Below are 18,633 nucleotides of genomic sequence, written 5' to 3'. Positions count from 1 at the left end.
TCCATGCGTCTAGAAGCCGAACAGATCCGGTAGCCAGTTGGAGATTCCCGGCACGTAGGTGACGAGCAGTAACACCACCAGTCCCGCGGTGAAGAACGGCGCGATTCCCTTGACGGCGTCGGTGAGCGATGTTTTCGCGATGCCCGCGGCGACAAACAGGTTCACGCCGACCGGTGGCGTGATCAGCCCAAGTGCTAGACCGACCGTCATCATCACGCCGATCGTGGTGACATCTACGCCGACTTCGAGCAGCACCGGTGCCACAATGGGAACGAACAGATACAACGCGGAAACCGCGTCGATAAACGCTCCGATGATCAACAGTAGCACCACGGCCAGCAGCAGGATCAACAATCGGTTCGTGGTGATACCGAGCAGCCAGTCGGCGAGCTTGTCCGCGATTCGATTCGCCGTGACAACGTATGCGAACACCGAAGCGGCACCGACGATGAGCATGATCACCGCGGATTGGCCCGCCGCGGTCACGAAGACCCGGAACAGCGAACTGGGCCGCAGCTCCCGATACACGAACAAGCCGACAAGCAACGCATAGCCAGCCGCGACCACCGCCGACTCGGTAGGGGTGACGATCCCTCCGTAGATACCGCCGAGGATCAGTACCGGAACCAACAGGCCCGGCAGCGCCTTCGTGAAAGCGGTACCGACCGCACCCCACGAAGCACGGGTGCCGAGCTGCTCGGCACCGTCCTCGGCGGACTCCTGCCCGCCCCCGCCACCGACCAGCGCGCCCACGCGTTGTCGAACGGGAGCCGCCCGAGGAAGGAAGAAACAGGCGATCAGCAGCGCGATCGCGAGCAGAATGCCAGGCACCACCCCAGCGACGAACAGCCGGGCGATGGACACGCCAGCGAAATCACTCACCACGACCGCGAAAACAATGAAAGCGATACTCGGCGGGATGATAATGCCCATCGAGCCCGCGCTGGCCACCATCGACGCGGAATGTCGTTTGGTGTAGCCCTGGCGAATCAGCGCGGGAATCAGGATCGTGCCGATCGCGGCGACCGTGGCTGGACCAGATCCCGAGATCGCCGAGAAGAAGAACGCCGCGACGATCACCACTATCGCCAGGCCATGTTTGCGGTGTCCGACACAGGCGTTCGCGAAGTCAACCAGACGTCGGGAGATCCCCGCGTACTCCATGATGACGCCAGCCAGGATGAAAAACGGGATCGCCAGTAGCGTCTCGGAGGCGATGGAGGCGGTGAACACGCTCGGCACGACGGACAGGTCGGCGAAGCCGCCGGTGCTCAACAACGCGAACACCGCGGCCAAACCCAGAGCAAAGGCAACCGGCACGCCGAGCAGCAGCAACACGAAGAACGTGCCAAAGAGGATCAACTCGATCATGAGCCGGCACCTTCCTGAGCCGCCGGCCCCGCGCCCCGTAGACCGCGGAGCTGGGCGTGGCAGGCCTGGATCGCCCGGTGGGCGCCGAGTAGCGCGCCTACCGGCAGCGCGATCGTGAACAACCACTGTGGAACGTCGATGGCGGGCGTGCCACGCCCGCGCTGTGCCTGTTCGGCTGCCAGCTCGATCCCGAAGACCAGCAATACGGCGAGGAACGCGAGGACTGCCGCCGTGCTGAGCACGGTCATGACCAGCCTGGTGGTTCCCCGCATGCGGTCATAAAGGGCGCTGAAGCCCAGATGCGCGCCCTCCCTGATGCCGATGACAGCGCCCATCATCACCGTCCAGGCAACAAGGTTGACGGTGATCTCGGTGGTGAAGGCAAGAGAGGCGTTGAAGAAGTACCGGCTGATCACGTTTACGAAGGCGACCGCGGCCACGACCGCGAACGGCAGCGCTGCCAGCGTGTTCTCGATGCCGGAAAGTATTCGGTTGGCCATTGGTTCAGTCCTTGGGATCCACGGCGGCGGTGAGCTCAGAGCCCCAGACGGATTCGTAGTCGCGATATACCGGCCGCATCGCCCGTTGGAACTCCGCGAGTTGATCGCGGTCGAGCACTGTGACATTCATGAGCTTCGACTGTTCCTTGATCTGGCTGTCTTCGAGGGAGCGATTCTCACGGATCTGCTTCCGGTTCGCTTCCGCAGCCGCATCGCGCACGATCTGCTGATCAGCTGGATCGAGCGAATCGAACAGTTCCTTGTTCATGCCGAGGATCAGCGGGTCGTAGACGAAGTTCCAGACCGTCATGTATTCCTGGACCTCGGCGAGCCCCGCCGAGGAGATCACGTCCATCGGGTTCTCCTGGCCTTCGATCGTGCCCTGCTGCAGGGACGTGAAGACCTCAGCGAAGTTCATCGTGGTGGGGTTCGCGTCCATGCCGCGGAACACGTCGGTGAACAGCCCGATACCGGGAATCCTGATCTTGATGCCGGCCAGATCCTCCGGGCTCTGGATCGGCCGAACGTTATTGGTGATCTGGCGGAAGCCGCTTTCGCCGAAGCCAAGGAGCTCAACACCAAACTCGGCGGAAAGCTGGCGGTAGGCGTCCAGGGCGCCGCCCTCGATGGCCGCTTCGGCCTCGGCGTAGTCCGTATAGCGGAACGGCGCGTTGATCGCACCAAATCGAGGATCGATGCCCGCGTAGATGATCGTCGAGTTGTACGATAGATCCTTGGTTCCGCTCATCAGCTGTTCGACGCCGGCAGCCGGATCGCCGGCGGAGAGCTGCTCATTGGGGAACAACCGAACCTGAATCCGGCCGTTTGAGTCCTCCGCGAGCTTGTCCGCGAACTGCTCTGCGGCGTGATACCAGGTTGAGGCATTGCTGACGGTAACCGTCATGTCCCAGGTGTAGGTTCGCTGGCCGCCGTCGGCCTCGCTGGTGCCACAGGCGGCTAGGGCGAGGCACGCCAGCAGGGCTATGCCCGGAGCAACGCGTTTTGACCTCATTGTCGGCTCCTTGGTGCCGTCCAGGGTGGACGGCGGACGTTCTCGGTAGGGCCCTCGGCGCGTGATCGCGAGACGGCGGGCACCGTCGAATACTCGGAGAGGCAGCTGAACGTTGTCAATTCTTTCGAGTGATCGTTTTCGAAAAGCGTTCCATAATATGGACCATTGCGCTGGGTGGTGAAGTCGCGTATCCATAACGTTCATGGGCGTAGATGCCGATCGGTACCAGGTTGACGAGCGAGGGCAGCTGGCCCGGCGGTCCGCGTCATGGAACATTGTCCACGCGGTGGAATCGGGTAGTGATCCGCAGGGCGCGCAGAGTATCCAGCGAGCGTTCACGTTGCTGAATCTCGTCGCGGTGATGGCACGCGACCGGCCGGGCGGGGTTTCACTCGCGGAGCTGGCTCGGACCAGTGGGAGGCCGAAGGCGAGCGTGCATCGCATGCTGATGGCGTTGAGTCAGGCGGGGTACGTGGCGCAGGATGCGGATACGAGCTGCTACCGGCTCGGTTTCCAGGCCACGGTGCTTGGCGAACTGGCCGGACAGAGCGCCGATCGGTTCGGTACGGCGGCGACGGACAGTCTGATCCGGCTGTCCGATCTGTCGGCCGACACGACCTTTCTCACCGTTCGCCACGGCAGTTACGCGGTGTGTACCCGTCGACAGGAAGGCCCGGGGCCAATCCGGAACAACGCGCTCGCCGTGGGCGATCGGCATCCACTTGGCGTTGGCGCCGGCAGTCTCGCGATCCTGAGTGCCTTACCGGATCAGGAGATCGCGGATGTCCTTGCCGCGCATGCCGGAATCCGGCAACGCTATCCACGATACGACGATGACACCTTGTGGCGGCTGGTTCGACGCACCCGGGCGGATGGCTATGCGCTCAATGACGGTCTCTTCGTACCTGGCTCATGGGCGATGGGGGTCGTCGTGCGAGATACGGCTGACCAGCCGGTAGCCGCACTCAGCATCGCGAGTATCGAGCAACGGCTGGGCGAGCAGCGCAGGGCTGAACTTGCCCTGGATCTCCAACGTGAGGCCGCGTTCACCGAGTCCAATGTGGCCAAAGTTGGAATGGCGCGAGTCCCAGCGGAGAGGAGCAAAGATGACTGAGTCGCCCTGCATGATCGGCTGGGCACACTCGAACTTCGGGAAGGCGACCGAACCGGACGTGGAGTCGCTGCTTGCCACCATAACCGAAGCCGCGTTACAAGACGCCGACGTCACCGCGGCTCAGGTGGACGGCCTGTTTGTCGGGGTGTTCAACGGCGGACTGTCCAGCCAGGGTTTCGCCGGGGCGCTTGCCGGCGTGGCGCAGCCGGAGCTGGCGGCGGTGCCCGCCGTGCAGGTACAGAACGCCTGTGCGACTGGTTCGGCCGCGCTGTACGCGGCACTGGATTTCCTAGCCTCGGGCCGCGGCGGAATTGCGCTCGTGGTCGGCGCCGAGAAGATGACGCATGCCGAACCCGCCGTGCTCAACGACGCGCTGCTGACCGCTGCCTACCGCAAGGAAGAGGAGCAGGCAGGCAGTTTCGCCGGGGTGTTCGCGGATATCGCCGGTAGCTACTTCGACCGTTACGGGGACCATGGCGACACGCTGGCGCGGATTGCGGCGAAGAACCACTTCAACGGTGTGGCCAACCCGTACGCTCATCTCCGTAAGGACGTCGGCTTCGAATTCTGCAGGACTCCGTCGGAGCGCAACCCGCTGGTGGCCGAGCCGTTGCGGCGCACCGACTGCTCACTGGTCTCCGACGGCGCCGCGGCGATCGTGCTGGCACGTCGCGATATCGCGATGCGGGCATCCCGTGCGATTGGCTGGCGCGGTCGAGCCCAGCGGAATGACCATCTGCCGCTGAGCCGGCGGTCCGATGTGCTCGAATTCGCCGGACCACGGGCAGCACAGCGGGCAGCGCTCGCCGAAGCCGGCGTTGACATGGCCGATCTCGACCTGCTCGAGACCCACGACTGTTTCACCATCGCCGAACTGCTCCAGTACGAGGCCTTTGGGCTGGCGGAACCGGGCAAGGCGGCGACCATCGTGGACGACGGCACCACGACGCGGGAGGGTCGGTTCCCGGTCAACCCTTCGGGTGGGTTGAAGGCGAAAGGTCACCCGATCGGCGCGACCGGGGTATCCCAGCACATCATGGCCGCGCTACAGCTCACCGAGTCCGCGGGTGGTATGCAGGTCCCGGGCGCGGAGTTGGCTGGGGTCTTCAACATGGGTGGAGTGGCCGTGGCGAACTACTTCTCCGTGCTGGAGCGCGTGAAATGAGCCCGATGCCAGCTACCCCGACGGCCACGCTTCGCCCCGAGCTCCGGGCGGTGAACCTCGCGGAGCTGTTGTCGCAGACGGCGCGCCGCCTGCCCGATGCCGAAGCGATCGTTTCCGGCAGGGTACGGATCACCTGGCGGGAACTGGACGAACGCGTCGACGCGGCGGCAGGTGCCCTGCGCGCGCAGGGCATAGGTCACGGCGATCCCGTGCTGGTGCACTCGCCGAACCAGATCGAGCTGATCCAGGCGATGTTCGCGATCTGGCGGGTTGGTGCGGTGTTCGCGCCGACCAACTACCGGTTGGCGCCACCGGAAACCGCCGAGCTCGCCGAGTTGATCCGACCAGCTGCCGTTATCTGTCATGTGGACTATCCCGCGCATGCCGATGCGGCTGGCACGGCCGGGCAACCCAGAGCTGGTATCTGGTGGACCGGAGCTGGGTCCGATGCGCGGAGCGGACTCTGGACTCTGCCACCGGCCGAAGCGCAGCCGAACGAACCGGTGCGAACCGGCGACCACGCATGGTACTTCTTTACTTCGGGCACAAGCGGCCGTTCCAAGGCGGCGGTGTTGACCCATGACCAGATGGGCTTCGTCGTCACCAACCATCTTTGCGATCTGCTACCCGCCCTGTCCGAACTGGACGCGCAAGTTGTGGTGGCGCCCCTGTCCCACGGTGCCGGCATACATCTGCTGCCACAGGTGGCCCGTGGTGCCAAAACCGTGCTGCCCGAAGCGGCGAGCCTCGATCCCGCCGAGATCTGGCGGCTCGTCCAGACGGAACGTGTGACGAACATGTTCACCGTGCCGACGATCTTGAAGAGGCTCGCTGAGGCACCGGAAACGACCGAGTACGACCTCAGCTCGCTGCGGTACGTGATCTACGCGGGAGCCCCGATGTACCGTGCGGATCAGGAGCGCGCCCGTGCGGCGCTGGGCGATGTGCTGGTGCAGTACTACGGGCTTGGCGAGGTGACCGGCAATATCACTGTGCTGCCGCCCAGCGAGCACGGTCGCCACGTTCCCGCCGGCATCGAGTTCGGTACCTGCGGCCGGCCGCGAACGGGTATCCAGATCAGCGTCCAGCAGGAGGACGGCGTCGAATGCGGCCCAGGCGTGCAAGGTGAGATCTGCGTAGCCGGTCCAGCCGTGTTCGCCGGCTACCTGAACAACCAGGCGGCGAACGAGGGTGCCTTCCGGGATGGATGGTTCCGAACCGGTGATCTTGGTCTGGTGGACGACGGTGGCTACCTGTATGTGACCGGACGTGCCTCGGATATGTTCATTTCCGGCGGCAGCAACATCTATCCGAGGGAAATCGAGGAGAAGCTGCTGCGTCACCCGGCCATCTCCGAAGTCGCGGTGGTGGGCATGCCGGACGCGCGGTGGGGTGAAGTCGGCGTCGCGGTGCTCGTCACCGACTCCGGCCAGGAGCTGGACGAAGCGGAGCTGCGGGCCTGGTTGCACGAACGGGTAGCCAGATACAAGGTGCCGAAACGATTCGTTCGGTGGGAGTCGATTCCGAAGTCGGGCTACGGGAAGATCGTCAAGCGGACGATCCGCGACGCCCTGCTGCGCGAGAACGGAGCGGGAGATGCCCGGTCAGCGAGCGGGTGAGCCGCTGGTACATGCCGGGCCACGACAGGCGGAGCGTGTGGTGGCGGTGCCGACGACGATCAGCGTGCGCCATGCCGAACTTTCTCCTGGCTCGGTGCTCACCGACGAACTGTGGTCGGTTGTTGCCGACGCCGGCTGCGCCGCGGCGAGTATCCAGCTCTGCGCGGGGACTCTTGGTGCCCTGTCGTATGTGCATCCGGCGATTGACCACAGTGGACAACGGCAGGCGACCTTCAGCGATACCATCGCGGTCACCGAGCCCGCCTTCCTCTCGAGCGGGTCGGCGACGTTGGGACTACGCGATGGCGACCGGTTCGCACATCTGCACGCCAGCTGGCGGGGTAGTGATGGTCAGCTTCGGGGTGGGCACCTGTTGCCAGGTGCCACCGTAGGCGCGGTACCTGTCCATGCGGTCGTGCGCGCCTTACACGAGGTAAACCAGTACAGCGAAACCGACCTGGAGACCGGGCTGCCGGCCTTCACGCCGGCGAGGCGACCGGCCGATGCGTTGGGCCAGCGGCGAGGAGTCATTTCGCGGGTGCGCCCTGGGGTCGATCTGCATGAAGCCGTGCTGTTCGCCTGCCGGAAAGGCGAGTTCGCATCCGCGACAATCTGCGCTAGCTTGGGAAGCGTTGTTGGGGCCAGGTTGCGTACTGGCGCTGGCAGGGTGGTCGAGGCCGATTGGCCGGCGACCGAGTTCACCGAACTCACTGGAACGGTGCGCTATGCGGAAACCGGCTCGCCGGAGGTCATACTCGCCGGAACCGCGGTGGACCGGAATGGCGATGTCCACTCGGGATTGTTGATTCCCGGGCAGAACCCGGTCGCGGTGACATTCGAACTCTACCTGGAGGAGGCTGCCGCGGATGGTGGATGACCGGATGCGGGATACGGTGGCGATCGTCTTCGGCGGCGGTACGGGTGCCACGGAGTACGGCATCAGCAACGGTCACGCCGCCGCTGTCAGCTACGCGCGCGAGGGCGCGCGAGTGGCGGTGGTTGATGTGGACTCGGCGGCGGCGACACGTACCGTGGAGCGGATCACCGACACCGGCGGGGCGGCCATCGGAGTTACCGCGGACGTGACCGATGAACAGAACGTCGCGGCGGCGGTCGAGCGAACACTGGCCGAGTTCGGCCAGATTGACGTGCTCCACAACAACGTTGGCGTGACGGCACTCGGTGGCCCCGTGGAGCTTTCCTACGAGCAGTGGCAACGCACTTTTGCCGTCAACGTGGACAGTGTATTCCTGACCTGTAAGTACGTACTGCCTGGCATGCTCGGTCGCGGTCGTGGCGCGATCGTGAACGTATCCTCCATCGCGGGTCTCCGGCACGTCGGATACGAGTACCCCGCATACATGGCGAGCAAGGCAGCCGTGAATCAGGTGACGGTATCGCTCGCCGTATCCCATGCCGCCCAGGGAATTCGGGCCAACGCGGTCGCGCCTGGTTTCATCGACACTCCGCTGGTCCGCCAGCAGTTGTCCAGCCAGGCGGATACGGTCGAGGATCTGCTTGCCGCGCGGCACGCGTTGAGCCCAACGGGTCGAATGGGTTCGCCGTGGGACGTAGCCAACGCCTGCCTGTTCCTGGCCTCCAATGAAGCGGCCTATGTCAATGGCGTGTGCCTACCGGTTGACGGCGGTCTGACCATGCGCTGCGGCTAGCTGGCTCGCTCATCACGAAGCCGGCAACTCGGCAAGGCTGCGAAGCACGCAGAACTCGTTGCCTTCCGGGTCGCCAAGCACGGCCCAACCGCTGCCGTCTTCATTCCGTTGATCGTCAAGCAGGGTAGCGCCCAGCTCGATAATGCGGGCGACTTCAGCGTCGCGGCGCTGTTGCTCGGGCCGGAGACAGATGTGTACCCGGTTCTTGACGATCTTCGGCTCCGGAACGCGCAGGAACATGAGATCGACACCGTTTGGCAGTGACACCACGGCCTCGGGGTCTCCTGGACCGTCCTCATCCGACACCGGCTGGCCGGCCACAGCGCTCCAGAAGGTCGCAAGCGCATACGGGTCGGCGCAGTCGATCGCGATGTTCTGTACGAACGAGCTGCCTATGGCGTTCTGTTCGTCAGGTCAGGGTTTCGGGTGTGCCTACCTTGCCGTCGGTAGATCCGCTGGTCGTGCCCGAGGCGTGTCGCCCCGCCGAGCTTTCGTCCTCCGACGAATCGGGTTCGGTGGGCTTGATCTCCAGCTGGAAGTCGCCGTGGTGTTGGTTCACTCCTTGCAGCACGGCGGTTTCCAGCACCTCGGCGCCCTTGATGTCGCGTTGCATCATCGGATCGGCGCGCAAGTCCTTGGTGAGCGAGAAACACAGCAGGACAAGGACGATGGTGAACGGCAGCGCACCGATGAAGGTCAGATTCTGGATACCGGTCAAGGCTTTGTCGCCGCCGATGACGAGCATGATCGCGGCGACCGCGCCGGTCGCGGCACCCCAGAATATGACGATCCAGCGTTTTGGCTCGATCGAACCTCGTTGGGACAGCGTGCCCATCACGATCGATGCCGCATCCGCGCCGGATACGAAGAAGATCGCCACCAGGACCATCACGATGACCGAGGTGATCCCGGTCCACGGCAATTCCTGGAGCACATTGAAGGTGATCTCTTCTTCGGCGCCAGTGCCGAATGGATTGCCGCCATTGCGTTGCTCGGTGATCGCGGTACCACCGAAGATGGCAAACCATACGAGGCTGACCAAACTTGGTACCAGGATCACGCCTGCGACGAACTGGCGGATGGTGCGCCCCCTGCTGATCCTGGCGAGGAACATGCCGACGAACGGGGTCCAGGAGATCCACCACGCCCAGTAGAAGATCGTCCAGCCGGAGAGGAACTCGTTCATCGCGGCACCGCCGGTCGCGCCGGACCAGGACGCCATCTCGCCAAAGTCCCTGATGTAGGAACCGATCGAGGTGGGCAGCAACTTCAGCACGAAAACCGTGGGGCCGACGATGAACAGGAAGAACGCCAGCAACGCGGCCAGCACCATGTTGATGTTCGAGAGCCACTGGATCCCTCGGGCCACACCCGAGACCGCTGAGACGATGAAGCAGATCGTCAGCACGACGATGATCAGCACGAGCACGGTGGTGCCAAGGCTGCTGATCCACCCCGCTTCTTTCATACCGGTCTGAATCTGGAGTGCACCGATACCCAGTGAGGCCGCGGAGCCAAACAGCGTGGCGAACAGCGCGAGAATATCGATGAACTTGCCGATCGGTCCTTCGGAACGACGTTTTCCGATCAGTGGCGCGAACGCGGAGCTGATCAGCTGCTTACGGCCGCGGCGGAAACAGCCGTAGGCGATCGCAAGGCCGAGCACCGCGTAGATCGCCCACGGGTGCAGGGTCCAGTGGAAAAGCGAGGTCGCCATCGCACTCTCGATGGCGTCCTCGGTTTGTGCCTGGGTGACCCCAGGCGGCGGATCCATGAAGTGCGTGAGCGGTTCGGCCATGCCGAAGAACATCAGGCCGATCCCCATGCCCGCGCTGAACATCATCGCGATCCAGGAAACCGTGCGGAACTCTGGTTTCTCGTCGTCCTTGCCGAGCGGGATCTTCCCGAAACGGCTGAACGCCAGCCATAGTGAGAACACCACGAACCCGGTCGAGGCAAGGACAAACGTCCAGCCAAGGTTCGCCATCAACCAGTCAAGGGCGCCTTGCGCAGCCGTGCTGAGCGTGTCGGTGGACACGAAACCCCAGGTGACGAATGCGAGGGCGACGGCGGCGGTGACGCCATACACGATCCAGTCGGTACGTGCCTTGCTCTCGGCTTCGCCGGCATGTCCAGTACCGGTTAAGGCGTGATTGTCGGAATCCGCCCCATCCTCATCAATTTGATTCTGTGTCGACATCTGCTCTCGTGATCCGATCCATTCCGTAAAAGGCGAAATGTCCGTTCCTTGGTGTGGTGAACGGCATCCCAGCCACAAGAGACTGCACGTCACGCCGAGTTTCGGCAACGATCTACCGAACCGCGGCGAACATTCTTAACCTGCCCGTGATCAAAAATCGGATGAAAGGACAGTCGTGCGGCCATTTGGAACGATAATTCGCACATGACAACGATTAGTAGCGAGTGTCGTGTTTGTGTTGTTCTGTCTACCGTGGCGCGCTGGCCTGCTGAGCCGGCAGCATCGCGTGTACCAGCGAGTGGATCGCCTCAGTCGTGTTGTCGGGTTGTTGACTGTAGGCAAGGGTCGCGATCAGTAGTCCATCGAGGCAGGCGAGCAGGGCGCGGGCGTGCGTCTCTGGTGTCACCGAGCCGGCGAGGCGTAGTCGTTCAGCGGTGAGCGCATGCCATTGGGTGGCGCCCTCGCGTAGGGCGGGACCGAGCTCGGGGCGATTGGCTGCCTCGAGAAACAGGGCATGTCTTGCCAGTGCGAGGTCGCGACCTTCGGTGCGGAGGAAGTGAAGCATGGCAACCGCATCCTCGGCGATACCCGCCGCATCGCGCGGCGTCGGCGACGCGGCGACCACCGCGTAGCGTTCGTTCTCCCTGGCGCGAACGTGCTCGAGAATTCCGCCGATCAGTTGGTCGCGGCTGCGGAAGTAGTTCGACGTCGTGCCTTCCGGTAGGTCGCCGGCGGTGTCGACCGCCCGGTGGGTCAGCGTCCGGGGTCCGTGGTTGCCGAGGACCTGAATGGCCGCATCCAATGCCTGCTCGCGTCGCCCCATAGAGCGAGCGTACTACAGGCGTTGTATATCTACTACAAACGTAGTATCGTGTTTCTATGCGTGGAACCGCCGTCATCGTGGGTGCTGGGATCAGCGGCCTGTCCGGTGCGCTCGGACTTGCCCGCGTGGGGTGGCGGGTCACCGTCCTGGAACGCGAACCGTCGATTGTGGATGTCGGCACGGCGTTAGGCATGTGGTCGGAGGCGCAACGAGCCCTGCGTTGGCTAGGTCTCGACGTAGCGCTGCGGGACGCTGCCGTGCCGTACCGCTCCGGGGTGATCAGTGCACCGTCCGGTCGACGGCTCATGGAACTGCCGCTGGCGCGGATCGAGCGTCGTGGTGCCCCTGTGCTGCTGCTGTCTCGGGCCGCGCTCATTGACATGCTGCTGGACGCGGTGCGGGGCTGGCCAGACCTCACGATCCACACCGGCGTCGAGCCAGCCGTGTCAGATATTGCCGCGCTGTGCGGCAAGTACGACGTCGTCATCGGCGCGGATGGGTTGCGCAGTGTGGTCCGGCTCGCGAGCTTCGGTGATCTCACGCGTCCACGATGGTCGGGCACGGTGGCATGGCGTGGTTGCGTGGATCTCGAACTGGACCGGTACGGAGAGACCTGGGGAAACGGGGTGAAGATCGGTTACACGCCGGTCGAACCTGGCCGCACCAACTTCTTCGTGTCTGTCCTATCTGGACGGAACAAACTAGACGGTGTTGACGATATCCGGCGGCTACTGGCCAGCTGGCACCATCCCGTGCCCGGACTTGTCGAGGCCATTGACTCTTCGCGGGTACTCCGGCACGAGGTATACGACCTTGCGCCGAGGTTGCGCTCATTCGTTTCGGGATCAGTGGCCCTTGTCGGGGACGCGGCGCACGCGATGACCCCGGATCTGGGCCAAGGGGCGGGACAGGCGTTGGTGGACGCGACCGAACTGGCGCGTTGCCTTGGCCGGGCTTCCTCGGTGACTGAGGCGCTCGCTAGCTATGACCGGTCTCGGCGGGCTCCCGCGCAGCGGATCGCCAGCCTGGCCCGCCTGGCCGCGGGTATGACGAACACCCGCCGGGTCGTGCTGCGGGATACCGCGTTGCGTATGGGCTCTCGAGTGCTCCGCTCAGGCGGTGGTGGGTAGAGTGCCGGCTGATGACTGAGTACCCAGTTGACGAACTGGCCAGGGCGCCGTTGCCACTGCTTGGCAGGAGGGTGTTGGTCACTGGCGTGAGCCGGCGGCAGGGGATCGGATACGCGATCGCGCGACGCCTGGCTAGCTACGGCGCAAGCGTGTTCGCGCAGCACTATCTGCCGCATGATCGGGAGCAGGACTGGGGTGCCGATGATCTCGAGGTGGTACTCGCCGGCATACGCAAGCAGTTGGTGCCATCGGCACGGCTGGCGGACGCGCACACGGATCTCGCCGAACCGGATGCGCCGCGGCAGCTGATGGACCTGGCCGTCCAGGAGTTCGGACACATCGACGCACTGGTGTGTAATCACGCCCTCAGCGGGTCGGACGGTCCGCTTGGCGCGTTGAGCGCGGTTGAACTCGACCGGCACTGGGCGGTGAACACCAGGTCGACCATCCTGTTGGCGCAAGCATTCGCCGCGCAGCATCAATTCGGAAGGCCAGGTGCGGTGATCTTCATGACCTCCGGCCAGGATCTCGGGCCGATGCCAGGTGAAGTCGCCTACGCCACCGCCAAAGCTGGTCTCGCCGGCATCACCACGACGCTCGCTGATCAGCTGGCCGATCGCGGTATTCGACTGAACACGGTCAATCCGGGGCCAGTGGACACCGGCTATCTGACCGAGGAGATGTTCGAGTACGTGCGACCGATGTTTCCGTCCGGCAGATACGGCGAACCCGACGACCCGGCCCGGTTGATCGCGTGGCTGATCACCGACGAAGCGCGCTGGATCGTCGGCCAGGTGATCAACACAGAGGGTGGGTTCGGTCGCTGGCGGCCACGCGGCCCGGCCACCAGTTAGCGGGGACCGGATCGCCGGCGTGTCCACCGATGGTTGACATCAAGTTTGCTCGAGGTTTCACACTTGTCGCGTAGCAGCGGACAAGGAGTGAACGAATGGACCAGACCGTAGCCAAGAGCACGTTTGACGAGATCTACGCGGCCGATCTGCCCGGTTGGGTGATCGGCGAACCGCAGCCCGCCGTGGTGGAACTCGAGCGCCAGGGTCGGATTCGCGGAGCCGTGCTCGATCCGGGATGCGGACTAGGCGAGCATACGATCCACCTGGCCAAGCTCGGATACGACGTGCTTGGTATCGATTCCGCGGCACGTGCGATCGAACTCGCGGAACGCAACGCGGCGGACAAGGGTGTCCCTGCCCGCTTCGCGGTGGCCGACGCACTGCGTCTGGGGCGCGACCACAGCTACGACACCATAGTGGACAGTGCGTTGTTCCATGTTTTTGGTGCCGCGGATCGCCACGCGTACGCGAAGTCGCTACACGCGGTATGTCGGCCGGACGGCCAGGTATTTGTACTCGCCCTGGCCGAGACAGATGAGCGGGGGTTTGGTCCCCGGATTCGGGCCGAGGTCATCGAGGAAGCCTTCCAGGATGGTTGGGAGTTGACGGATATTGAGCCCTCGCACTACTACGCGATGGCTTATGACGAGCAGGCCGCGGAACTCGGTGTGGCATCGGGAACACGGGTAGCCCTACCCGCATGGCTGGCCAGCGCGCGCCGGGTCTGACGAGGGTTCCTCGGGTGGGGTGTCCTTGGTTGCTCCGGTGCCGCGCAAGGTGAAACCGGACAGCACCGCAAGCAGCAGGATGCCGATACCAGCGACCAGCGCGGTCACATTCAAACCGGAAGTGAACGCGTCCGCGGCCGCCTGGCGCGCGTCCTCCGGCAGCTGGTCGGCGACGGCTGTGGCACCGGACAGGTTCTCGGTGGCCGTCTCGGTCGTTTCGGCGGGCAGGTCCCCGGGTAGTTGGGCGTGCAGCTGTGTTCGGTAGACAACGGTGGCGAGACTGCCGAGCACGGCTACGCCGATCGCGAGTCCGAGCTCCTGGACCGTTTCGGATAGCGCCGAGGCCGAGCCGGCCCTGGCTGGGGGCGCGGAGCCGACGACCAGATCCGTACCCAGTGCGGCGATGGCGCCCAATCCGAGGTAGACGAACGCGAAACCGGCCACCACCAGCGGGATGTTGCCCGCCCCGGACACCTGGGTGAGGAGTAGATAGCCGACCGTGGAAAGGCCGAGCGTGCCGGTCACCACATACCCAGGTCGAAATCGCCTCGCCAGCAGGGGAGCCACGATCGACGCGACCAGCGTCGCCAGAGCGGGCGGGCCCATCCAGAGGCCCGCGTGGAATGGCGAGAGCTCTTCGACGAGCTGGAGGTGCTGGGTGACCAGGAACATCACCCCGCCGACGCCGACGAGCCCGATCAGCAGCAGTCCGAGCGCTGCGCTGAACGTGCGGCTGGCGAACAGTCGGACGTCGAGGAGCGGGTCCGTGAGCCTGCGCTGCCGCCGGACGAACACCACTGCCATGGCCACTCCGAGCAATGCCGCTAGGACGGTTGGCAGCTGGAAGCCGTCCTTGGCCGCCCTTTTCACCGCGTAGATCACCGGCAGTATCGCGAGCATGGACAGCGCGACGCTGAGGAGATCGAACCGGCCAGCCCTGGGCGCGCGGTACTCCGGCAGCAGGAACGGCGCGGTCACCAGGAGAACCAGTATGAGTGGTATCGCGACGAGAAACGCCGATCCCCACCAGAATCGCTCCAGCAGCACACCCCCGACCAGCGGTCCCGCGGCCATACCGAGTGCGAACATCATCGCCCAGATGCCAATCGCGAGAGCTCGTTGGCGTAGGTTGTGAAACAGATTGGTGATCAGCGAAAGCGTCGCTGGCATCAGCGTGGCGCCGGCCACGCCGAGTGCCGCGCGCGCGGTGATCAATAGTTCGGCGTTTGGTGCGTACGCGGCGAGTACCGAGGCCACGCCAAATGCCGTGGCGCCGATGAGGAGTAGCTTGCGCCGGCCGATCCGATCGCCAACGTTACCCATGGTGATCAGTAATCCAGCGATGAGGAAGCCGTAGGCGTCCATGATCCAGAGTGTTTCGGTGGCGCTTGGCCGTAGATCCTCGGCGAGCGCGGGTAGTGCCAGGTAGAGCACGGTGACGTCCAGCCCGAGCAGCGCGGTGGGCAGGGCGAGTACCGCGAGACCGCTCCATTCCCGGATGCCCGCCGCGCTCGTGGTGTTGCGCATATCGCTCCTTCACGTTCGACTCCACTACTCACCTTGTGTGTCGGCGCGTACGAAATGCTGACGATTCGCTGGCGATAAGCTGAGGACATGCGTTTCGGGGTGCTTGGGCCACTGGCCGTATGGGATAAGGACGGCCATCCGCTTGAGATCCGGGAACCGAAGGTTCGCGCACTGTTGGCGAATCTGCTCGTGCATGGCGGTGCACCGGTCCCTGCCGACCGGTTGATTGCGGATCTGTGGCACGATATGCCGCCGCGCGAGCCGCGCAATGCTTTGCAGACCAAGATTTCGCAGTTGCGCAGAGTGCTCGGGCGGGACCGTCTGGTGCACGAGGCGGCCGGCTACCGGCTGGTGCTGGCCGAAGACGATATCGACGCCAGCCGTTTCGAACGATTGGCGAGCCGGATCCGTTCGGTTGCCGAGGCTGGCGCGCGCGCCGCGTTAGGTGCTGAGGCGCTGGGGCTGTGGCGTGGTGCCGCCTACAGCGATGTGGCCGACTCCCTGGTCACCAGCGCGGAGATCGCCCGGCTGACCGAGTTACGGCTCACCGTGGTGGAAGATCATGTGCAGGCGCGCCTCGACCTCGGCGAGCACGCGGCGCTGGCCGCCGAGTTGACCGCGCTGGTGGCCGAGTACCCAGCCAGGGAGCGGTTGCGGATGGTGCAGCTGCGGGCGCTGTACCTTGCGGGTCGGCAGGGTGACGCCCTGGCCGCGTTCCAGGAATTGCGGCGCTACCTCGCAGCGGAGCTGGGTCTTGACCCTGGTCCGGAGGTGACCGCGTTGCACGAGTCGATCCTGCGCCAGGATGCCGAACTGGGCAGCCAAGCCGCCAGCCAGTGCGTGCCGACCTGGCCACGGCGCCGAACGGATAACCTGCCGTCCCCGGCCACCTCGCTCATCGGCAGGAAAACCGCGGTCGGTGCGGTGAGTGAGCTACTCGGCGACGACCCGAACACGCGGCTGGTGACGCTGACCGGCCCCGGCGGCGTTGGCAAGACACGGCTCGCTGTCGCGGTCGCCGAGCGCCTTCTCGGCCGGTTTGCTGACGGGGTGTGGCTCGTGGAGCTGGCTGGTGTGAGTGGATCGTCCACCGTGGACGATATCGCGGAGCGGGTGATCGCCACATTGGGTCTGTGCGATACAACCTCCGCGGAGTCAGATCCGATCGACCTGCTTGCCTGGCTCTGTCAGTCCATGGTGGACAAGAGCCTGCTGCTGGTGTTGGACAACTGCGAGCATGTGATCGGTCCGGTGGCACGACTCGCGGATGCCGCCCTGGCCGCTGCCGCTGGCGTGCGCTTGATCGTAACCAGCCAGGAAGTACTGGATACCGCCGGCGAGACGGTCCACCTGGTACCGCCGCTGGAGTTGCCGCCTGCCGCTGAGCCGGCGGAGGGCGATGATCCGGAAACAGCCTGCGCCGCATCGAGTGCGGTCGAGCTGTTCGTTGCCAGGGCTACGGCGGCGGCTCCTGGATTTCACATGGACGGTCAGAATGCCAAGGCAATCCGGGAGATCTGCCGGAGGCTGGACGGGATTCCACTGGCCCTGGAACTGGTGGCTTCCCGGCTGCGGGTGTTGGCGCCGACACAGCTGGCGGCCAGCCTGGACAATCGATTCAGTCTGCCCGGCGGACGCGCGCGTGGTCGCGCCGGCAGGCAGCAAACCCTGCGCGCGATGATCGACTGGAGTTGGGATCTGCTGACTGAGCCGGAGCGAATAGTGCTGCGTAGGCTCGCGGTTCATGCGGACGGCTGTACTCAGGCGGCGGCCGAGGCGGTCTGCGCCGATGTGGATATCGCCGCTGACGACGTTCTGCCGTTGCTCGCCCGGCTGGTGGACAAATCACTGGTGGTTGCCGAGCGTGGTCGGTTCCGGTTACTCGAATCCGTCGCCGCGTACTGCACTGAGCGGATGCGCGAAGTGGGTGAGCTCGACTGTGTGCACGCGAGGTTCGTGGACTGCTACGTCGAGCTGGCGGAGCTGGCCGATGACCAGCTGCGGGGAGCTGGCCAGATCGAGTACCTGACCAGGTTGGACACCGAGACGGTGAACCTGCGACGGGCGCTGGATGCCGCGCTCTTGGACGGTGCCGTGGGCAAGGCGCTGCGCTTGGTGAACGCGCTGTCCTGGTACTGGTTGCTGCGTGGGCGCATCGCCGAAGCGCGCCGGTCGTTCGATTCGGTGTTGTCACTGGGTGGTGGGGCATCCGCGGACCGGGTCGTGGCTGGTGCTTGGCTGCGTGGCTTCGAGTTGCGGATGCCCGCTCTGGCAGTGGATCGAACGGCCGCGGAGGTCGCCGTGACCGAGGTTGCCGACGTATCACTGCATGGTCGACTCTGCTGGTTCATCGGATCGGCGCTATCGGCGAATGGCCAACTGGCGGCGGGGGAACGATTGTTCAGCGCTGGTCTGGCGCTCGCCGCGCAGGCTGGGGATCGTTGGGGAGAGGCCGTGCTGCTCGTCGAACGTGCCAGTCATCCAGAGTTGGTCCCGGATCCGGTCGCTAGGTTGGCTGACGCGCGGCAGGGCGCCGCATACTTCGCCGAGAGCGCTGACCGGTGGGGCAGGTTACGCGGATTGCGCTCGCTCGCGTTGGCTGCCGAGTCGGTGGGTGACCGGACCGAGGCGGTTCGCCTACACGAAGCGGCCCTCGAGATCGCAGAGGAGCTCGCACTGTGGTCGGAGGCGGTGGAGACCCTGTGCTGGCTTGGCGATGCGGCGCTCGCGCAAGGCGAGCTTGCCGGCGCTACGGCGTATTACGACCGGGCGCGACGGTTGGCCACCGAACGTTCCTATGTTCGGGGTGAGGTCAGGGCGCGCACAGGCTTGGACCGGGCGAACGGTGGAGTGGTTGCCGGTGGTGGACGGGAGCCGCGTGCCTAGCTCCGCGCGTCGACGCATCCCCTAATGTGACATG

The 18,633-nt window shown here is 64.8% G+C and carries 16 protein-coding genes; 9 read left to right on the top strand and 7 right to left on the bottom strand.

The window, feature by feature from the left end; all coding sequences use genetic code 11:
- Positions 1 to 9 precede the first annotated feature (9 nt).
- Genes EV191_RS12980 through EV191_RS12970 form a run of 3 tightly spaced genes read right to left on the bottom strand, consistent with a single transcriptional unit; the run spans position 10 to position 3,087 of the window.
- Entirely contained in the window at positions 10 to 1,371 is a 1,362-nt protein-coding gene (locus EV191_RS12980) for a TRAP transporter large permease (protein WP_132877272.1), read from the bottom strand.
- The gene (locus tag EV191_RS12975) at positions 1,368 to 1,871 is read right to left on the bottom strand and encodes a TRAP transporter small permease (RefSeq protein ID WP_132877271.1); all 504 of its coding nucleotides are present in this window, start codon (positions 1,869 to 1,871) and stop codon (positions 1,368 to 1,370) included. The genes EV191_RS12980 and EV191_RS12975 overlap by 4 nt, the downstream gene beginning before the upstream one ends.
- A gap of 4 nt (positions 1,872 to 1,875) precedes the next feature.
- Complete coding sequence (locus EV191_RS12970) at positions 1,876 to 3,087, bottom strand: DctP family TRAP transporter solute-binding subunit (RefSeq protein ID WP_243658931.1); 1,212 nt, start codon at positions 3,085 to 3,087, stop codon at positions 1,876 to 1,878.
- Between EV191_RS12970 and EV191_RS12965 the strand changes: the two genes are divergently transcribed.
- From EV191_RS12965 to EV191_RS12945, 5 genes are read left to right on the top strand one after another with little or no spacing between them, the layout of a single operon-like run.
- On the top strand, positions 3,086 to 3,997 hold the full coding sequence (locus EV191_RS12965) for an IclR family transcriptional regulator (RefSeq protein WP_132877270.1): 912 nt from the start codon (positions 3,086 to 3,088) through the stop codon (positions 3,995 to 3,997). The genes EV191_RS12970 and EV191_RS12965 overlap by 2 nt on opposite strands.
- On the top strand, positions 3,990 to 5,162 hold the full coding sequence (locus EV191_RS12960) for a thiolase domain-containing protein (RefSeq protein WP_132877269.1): 1,173 nt from the start codon (positions 3,990 to 3,992) through the stop codon (positions 5,160 to 5,162). Before EV191_RS12965 ends, EV191_RS12960 begins: the two co-directional genes overlap by 8 nt.
- A complete protein-coding gene (locus EV191_RS12955) occupies positions 5,159 to 6,781 on the top strand; it encodes an AMP-binding protein (RefSeq protein ID WP_243658930.1) in 1,623 nt (540 codons plus the stop codon). The genes EV191_RS12960 and EV191_RS12955 overlap by 4 nt, the downstream gene beginning before the upstream one ends.
- Positions 6,759 to 7,658, top strand: a complete 900-nt coding sequence (locus tag EV191_RS12950) for a PCC domain-containing protein (protein WP_132877268.1) — start codon at positions 6,759 to 6,761, stop codon at positions 7,656 to 7,658. Before EV191_RS12955 ends, EV191_RS12950 begins: the two co-directional genes overlap by 23 nt.
- A complete protein-coding gene (locus tag EV191_RS12945) occupies positions 7,648 to 8,451 on the top strand; it encodes an SDR family NAD(P)-dependent oxidoreductase (RefSeq protein WP_132877267.1) in 804 nt (267 codons plus the stop codon). The genes EV191_RS12950 and EV191_RS12945 overlap by 11 nt, the downstream gene beginning before the upstream one ends.
- A gap of 12 nt (positions 8,452 to 8,463) precedes the next feature.
- Here the strand turns inward: EV191_RS12945 and EV191_RS12940 are convergent, their stop codons facing one another.
- The 3 genes from EV191_RS12940 to EV191_RS12930 form a co-directional block, all read right to left on the bottom strand.
- The gene (locus EV191_RS12940) at positions 8,464 to 8,847 is read right to left on the bottom strand and encodes a VOC family protein (RefSeq protein WP_165912948.1); all 384 of its coding nucleotides are present in this window, start codon (positions 8,845 to 8,847) and stop codon (positions 8,464 to 8,466) included.
- 13 nt (positions 8,848 to 8,860) lie between these two features.
- Positions 8,861 to 10,651 (bottom strand): BCCT family transporter, encoded by a 1,791-nt coding sequence (locus tag EV191_RS12935; RefSeq protein ID WP_132877265.1) that lies wholly within the window; start codon positions 10,649 to 10,651, stop codon positions 8,861 to 8,863.
- A 247-nt stretch (positions 10,652 to 10,898) separates the two neighbouring features.
- Positions 10,899 to 11,474, bottom strand: a complete 576-nt coding sequence (locus tag EV191_RS12930) for a TetR/AcrR family transcriptional regulator (RefSeq protein WP_132877264.1) — start codon at positions 11,472 to 11,474, stop codon at positions 10,899 to 10,901.
- Between the two features lie 56 nt (positions 11,475 to 11,530).
- Between EV191_RS12930 and EV191_RS12925 the strand changes: the two genes are divergently transcribed.
- The 3 genes from EV191_RS12925 to EV191_RS12915 all read left to right on the top strand — a co-directional run bounded on the left by EV191_RS12925 (position 11,531) and on the right by EV191_RS12915 (position 14,186).
- Positions 11,531 to 12,604, top strand: coding sequence for an FAD-dependent oxidoreductase (locus EV191_RS12925; protein ID WP_132877263.1), 1,074 nt, complete (start codon positions 11,531 to 11,533; stop codon positions 12,602 to 12,604).
- A gap of 11 nt (positions 12,605 to 12,615) precedes the next feature.
- Positions 12,616 to 13,458, top strand: a complete 843-nt coding sequence (locus EV191_RS12920) for an SDR family oxidoreductase (protein WP_132877262.1) — start codon at positions 12,616 to 12,618, stop codon at positions 13,456 to 13,458.
- A gap of 95 nt (positions 13,459 to 13,553) precedes the next feature.
- On the top strand, positions 13,554 to 14,186 hold the full coding sequence (locus EV191_RS12915; protein ID WP_132877261.1) for a class I SAM-dependent methyltransferase: 633 nt from the start codon (positions 13,554 to 13,556) through the stop codon (positions 14,184 to 14,186).
- On the opposite strand, the gene EV191_RS12910 is transcribed toward EV191_RS12915, so the two are convergent.
- Positions 14,151 to 15,713: an MFS transporter gene (locus EV191_RS12910; protein ID WP_132877260.1), complete on the bottom strand. Its 1,563-nt coding sequence runs from the start codon at positions 15,711 to 15,713 to the stop codon at positions 14,151 to 14,153. The two genes, EV191_RS12915 and EV191_RS12910, sit on opposite strands and share 36 nt — an antisense overlap.
- 87 nt (positions 15,714 to 15,800) lie before the next feature.
- On the opposite strand from EV191_RS12910, the gene EV191_RS12905 reads away from it, so the two are divergent.
- Positions 15,801 to 18,599: an ATP-binding protein gene (locus EV191_RS12905; protein ID WP_132877259.1), complete on the top strand. Its 2,799-nt coding sequence runs from the start codon at positions 15,801 to 15,803 to the stop codon at positions 18,597 to 18,599.
- The last annotated feature ends 34 nt before the right edge of the window (positions 18,600 to 18,633 follow it).

The sequence above is a fragment of the Tamaricihabitans halophyticus genome (assembly GCF_004340875.1).
GTDB lineage: Bacteria > Actinomycetota > Actinomycetes > Mycobacteriales > Pseudonocardiaceae > Tamaricihabitans > Tamaricihabitans halophyticus.
The sequence above is the reverse complement of the archived record's forward strand: the minus strand, read 5'-3'. Positions and strand labels throughout refer to the sequence as shown.

What these genes read in the sequence shown, in the direction of transcription:
- EV191_RS12980 (WP_132877272.1), bottom strand. Translation starts at nt 1,371, where the DNA reads ATGATCGAGTTGATCCTCTTTGGCACGTTCTTCGTGTTGCTGCTGCTC.
- EV191_RS12975 (WP_132877271.1), bottom strand. Translation starts at nt 1,871, where the DNA reads ATGGCCAACCGAATACTTTCCGGCATCGAGAACACGCTGGCAGCGCTG.
- EV191_RS12965 (WP_132877270.1), top strand. Translation starts at nt 3,086, where the DNA reads ATGGGCGTAGATGCCGATCGGTACCAGGTTGACGAGCGAGGGCAGCTG.
- EV191_RS12970 (WP_243658931.1), bottom strand. Translation starts at nt 3,087, where the DNA reads ATGAACGTTATGGATACGCGACTTCACCACCCAGCGCAATGGTCCATA.
- EV191_RS12960 (WP_132877269.1), top strand. Translation starts at nt 3,990, where the DNA reads ATGACTGAGTCGCCCTGCATGATCGGCTGGGCACACTCGAACTTCGGG.
- EV191_RS12955 (WP_243658930.1), top strand. Translation starts at nt 5,159, where the DNA reads ATGAGCCCGATGCCAGCTACCCCGACGGCCACGCTTCGCCCCGAGCTC.
- EV191_RS12950 (WP_132877268.1), top strand. Translation starts at nt 6,759, where the DNA reads ATGCCCGGTCAGCGAGCGGGTGAGCCGCTGGTACATGCCGGGCCACGA.
- EV191_RS12945 (WP_132877267.1), top strand. Translation starts at nt 7,648, where the DNA reads ATGGTGGATGACCGGATGCGGGATACGGTGGCGATCGTCTTCGGCGGC.
- EV191_RS12935 (WP_132877265.1), bottom strand. Translation starts at nt 10,651, where the DNA reads ATGTCGACACAGAATCAAATTGATGAGGATGGGGCGGATTCCGACAAT.
- EV191_RS12930 (WP_132877264.1), bottom strand. Translation starts at nt 11,474, where the DNA reads ATGGGGCGACGCGAGCAGGCATTGGATGCGGCCATTCAGGTCCTCGGC.
- EV191_RS12925 (WP_132877263.1), top strand. Translation starts at nt 11,531, where the DNA reads ATGCGTGGAACCGCCGTCATCGTGGGTGCTGGGATCAGCGGCCTGTCC.
- EV191_RS12920 (WP_132877262.1), top strand. Translation starts at nt 12,616, where the DNA reads ATGACTGAGTACCCAGTTGACGAACTGGCCAGGGCGCCGTTGCCACTG.
- EV191_RS12915 (WP_132877261.1), top strand. Translation starts at nt 13,554, where the DNA reads ATGGACCAGACCGTAGCCAAGAGCACGTTTGACGAGATCTACGCGGCC.
- EV191_RS12910 (WP_132877260.1), bottom strand. Translation starts at nt 15,713, where the DNA reads ATGCGCAACACCACGAGCGCGGCGGGCATCCGGGAATGGAGCGGTCTC.
- EV191_RS12905 (WP_132877259.1), top strand. Translation starts at nt 15,801, where the DNA reads ATGCGTTTCGGGGTGCTTGGGCCACTGGCCGTATGGGATAAGGACGGC.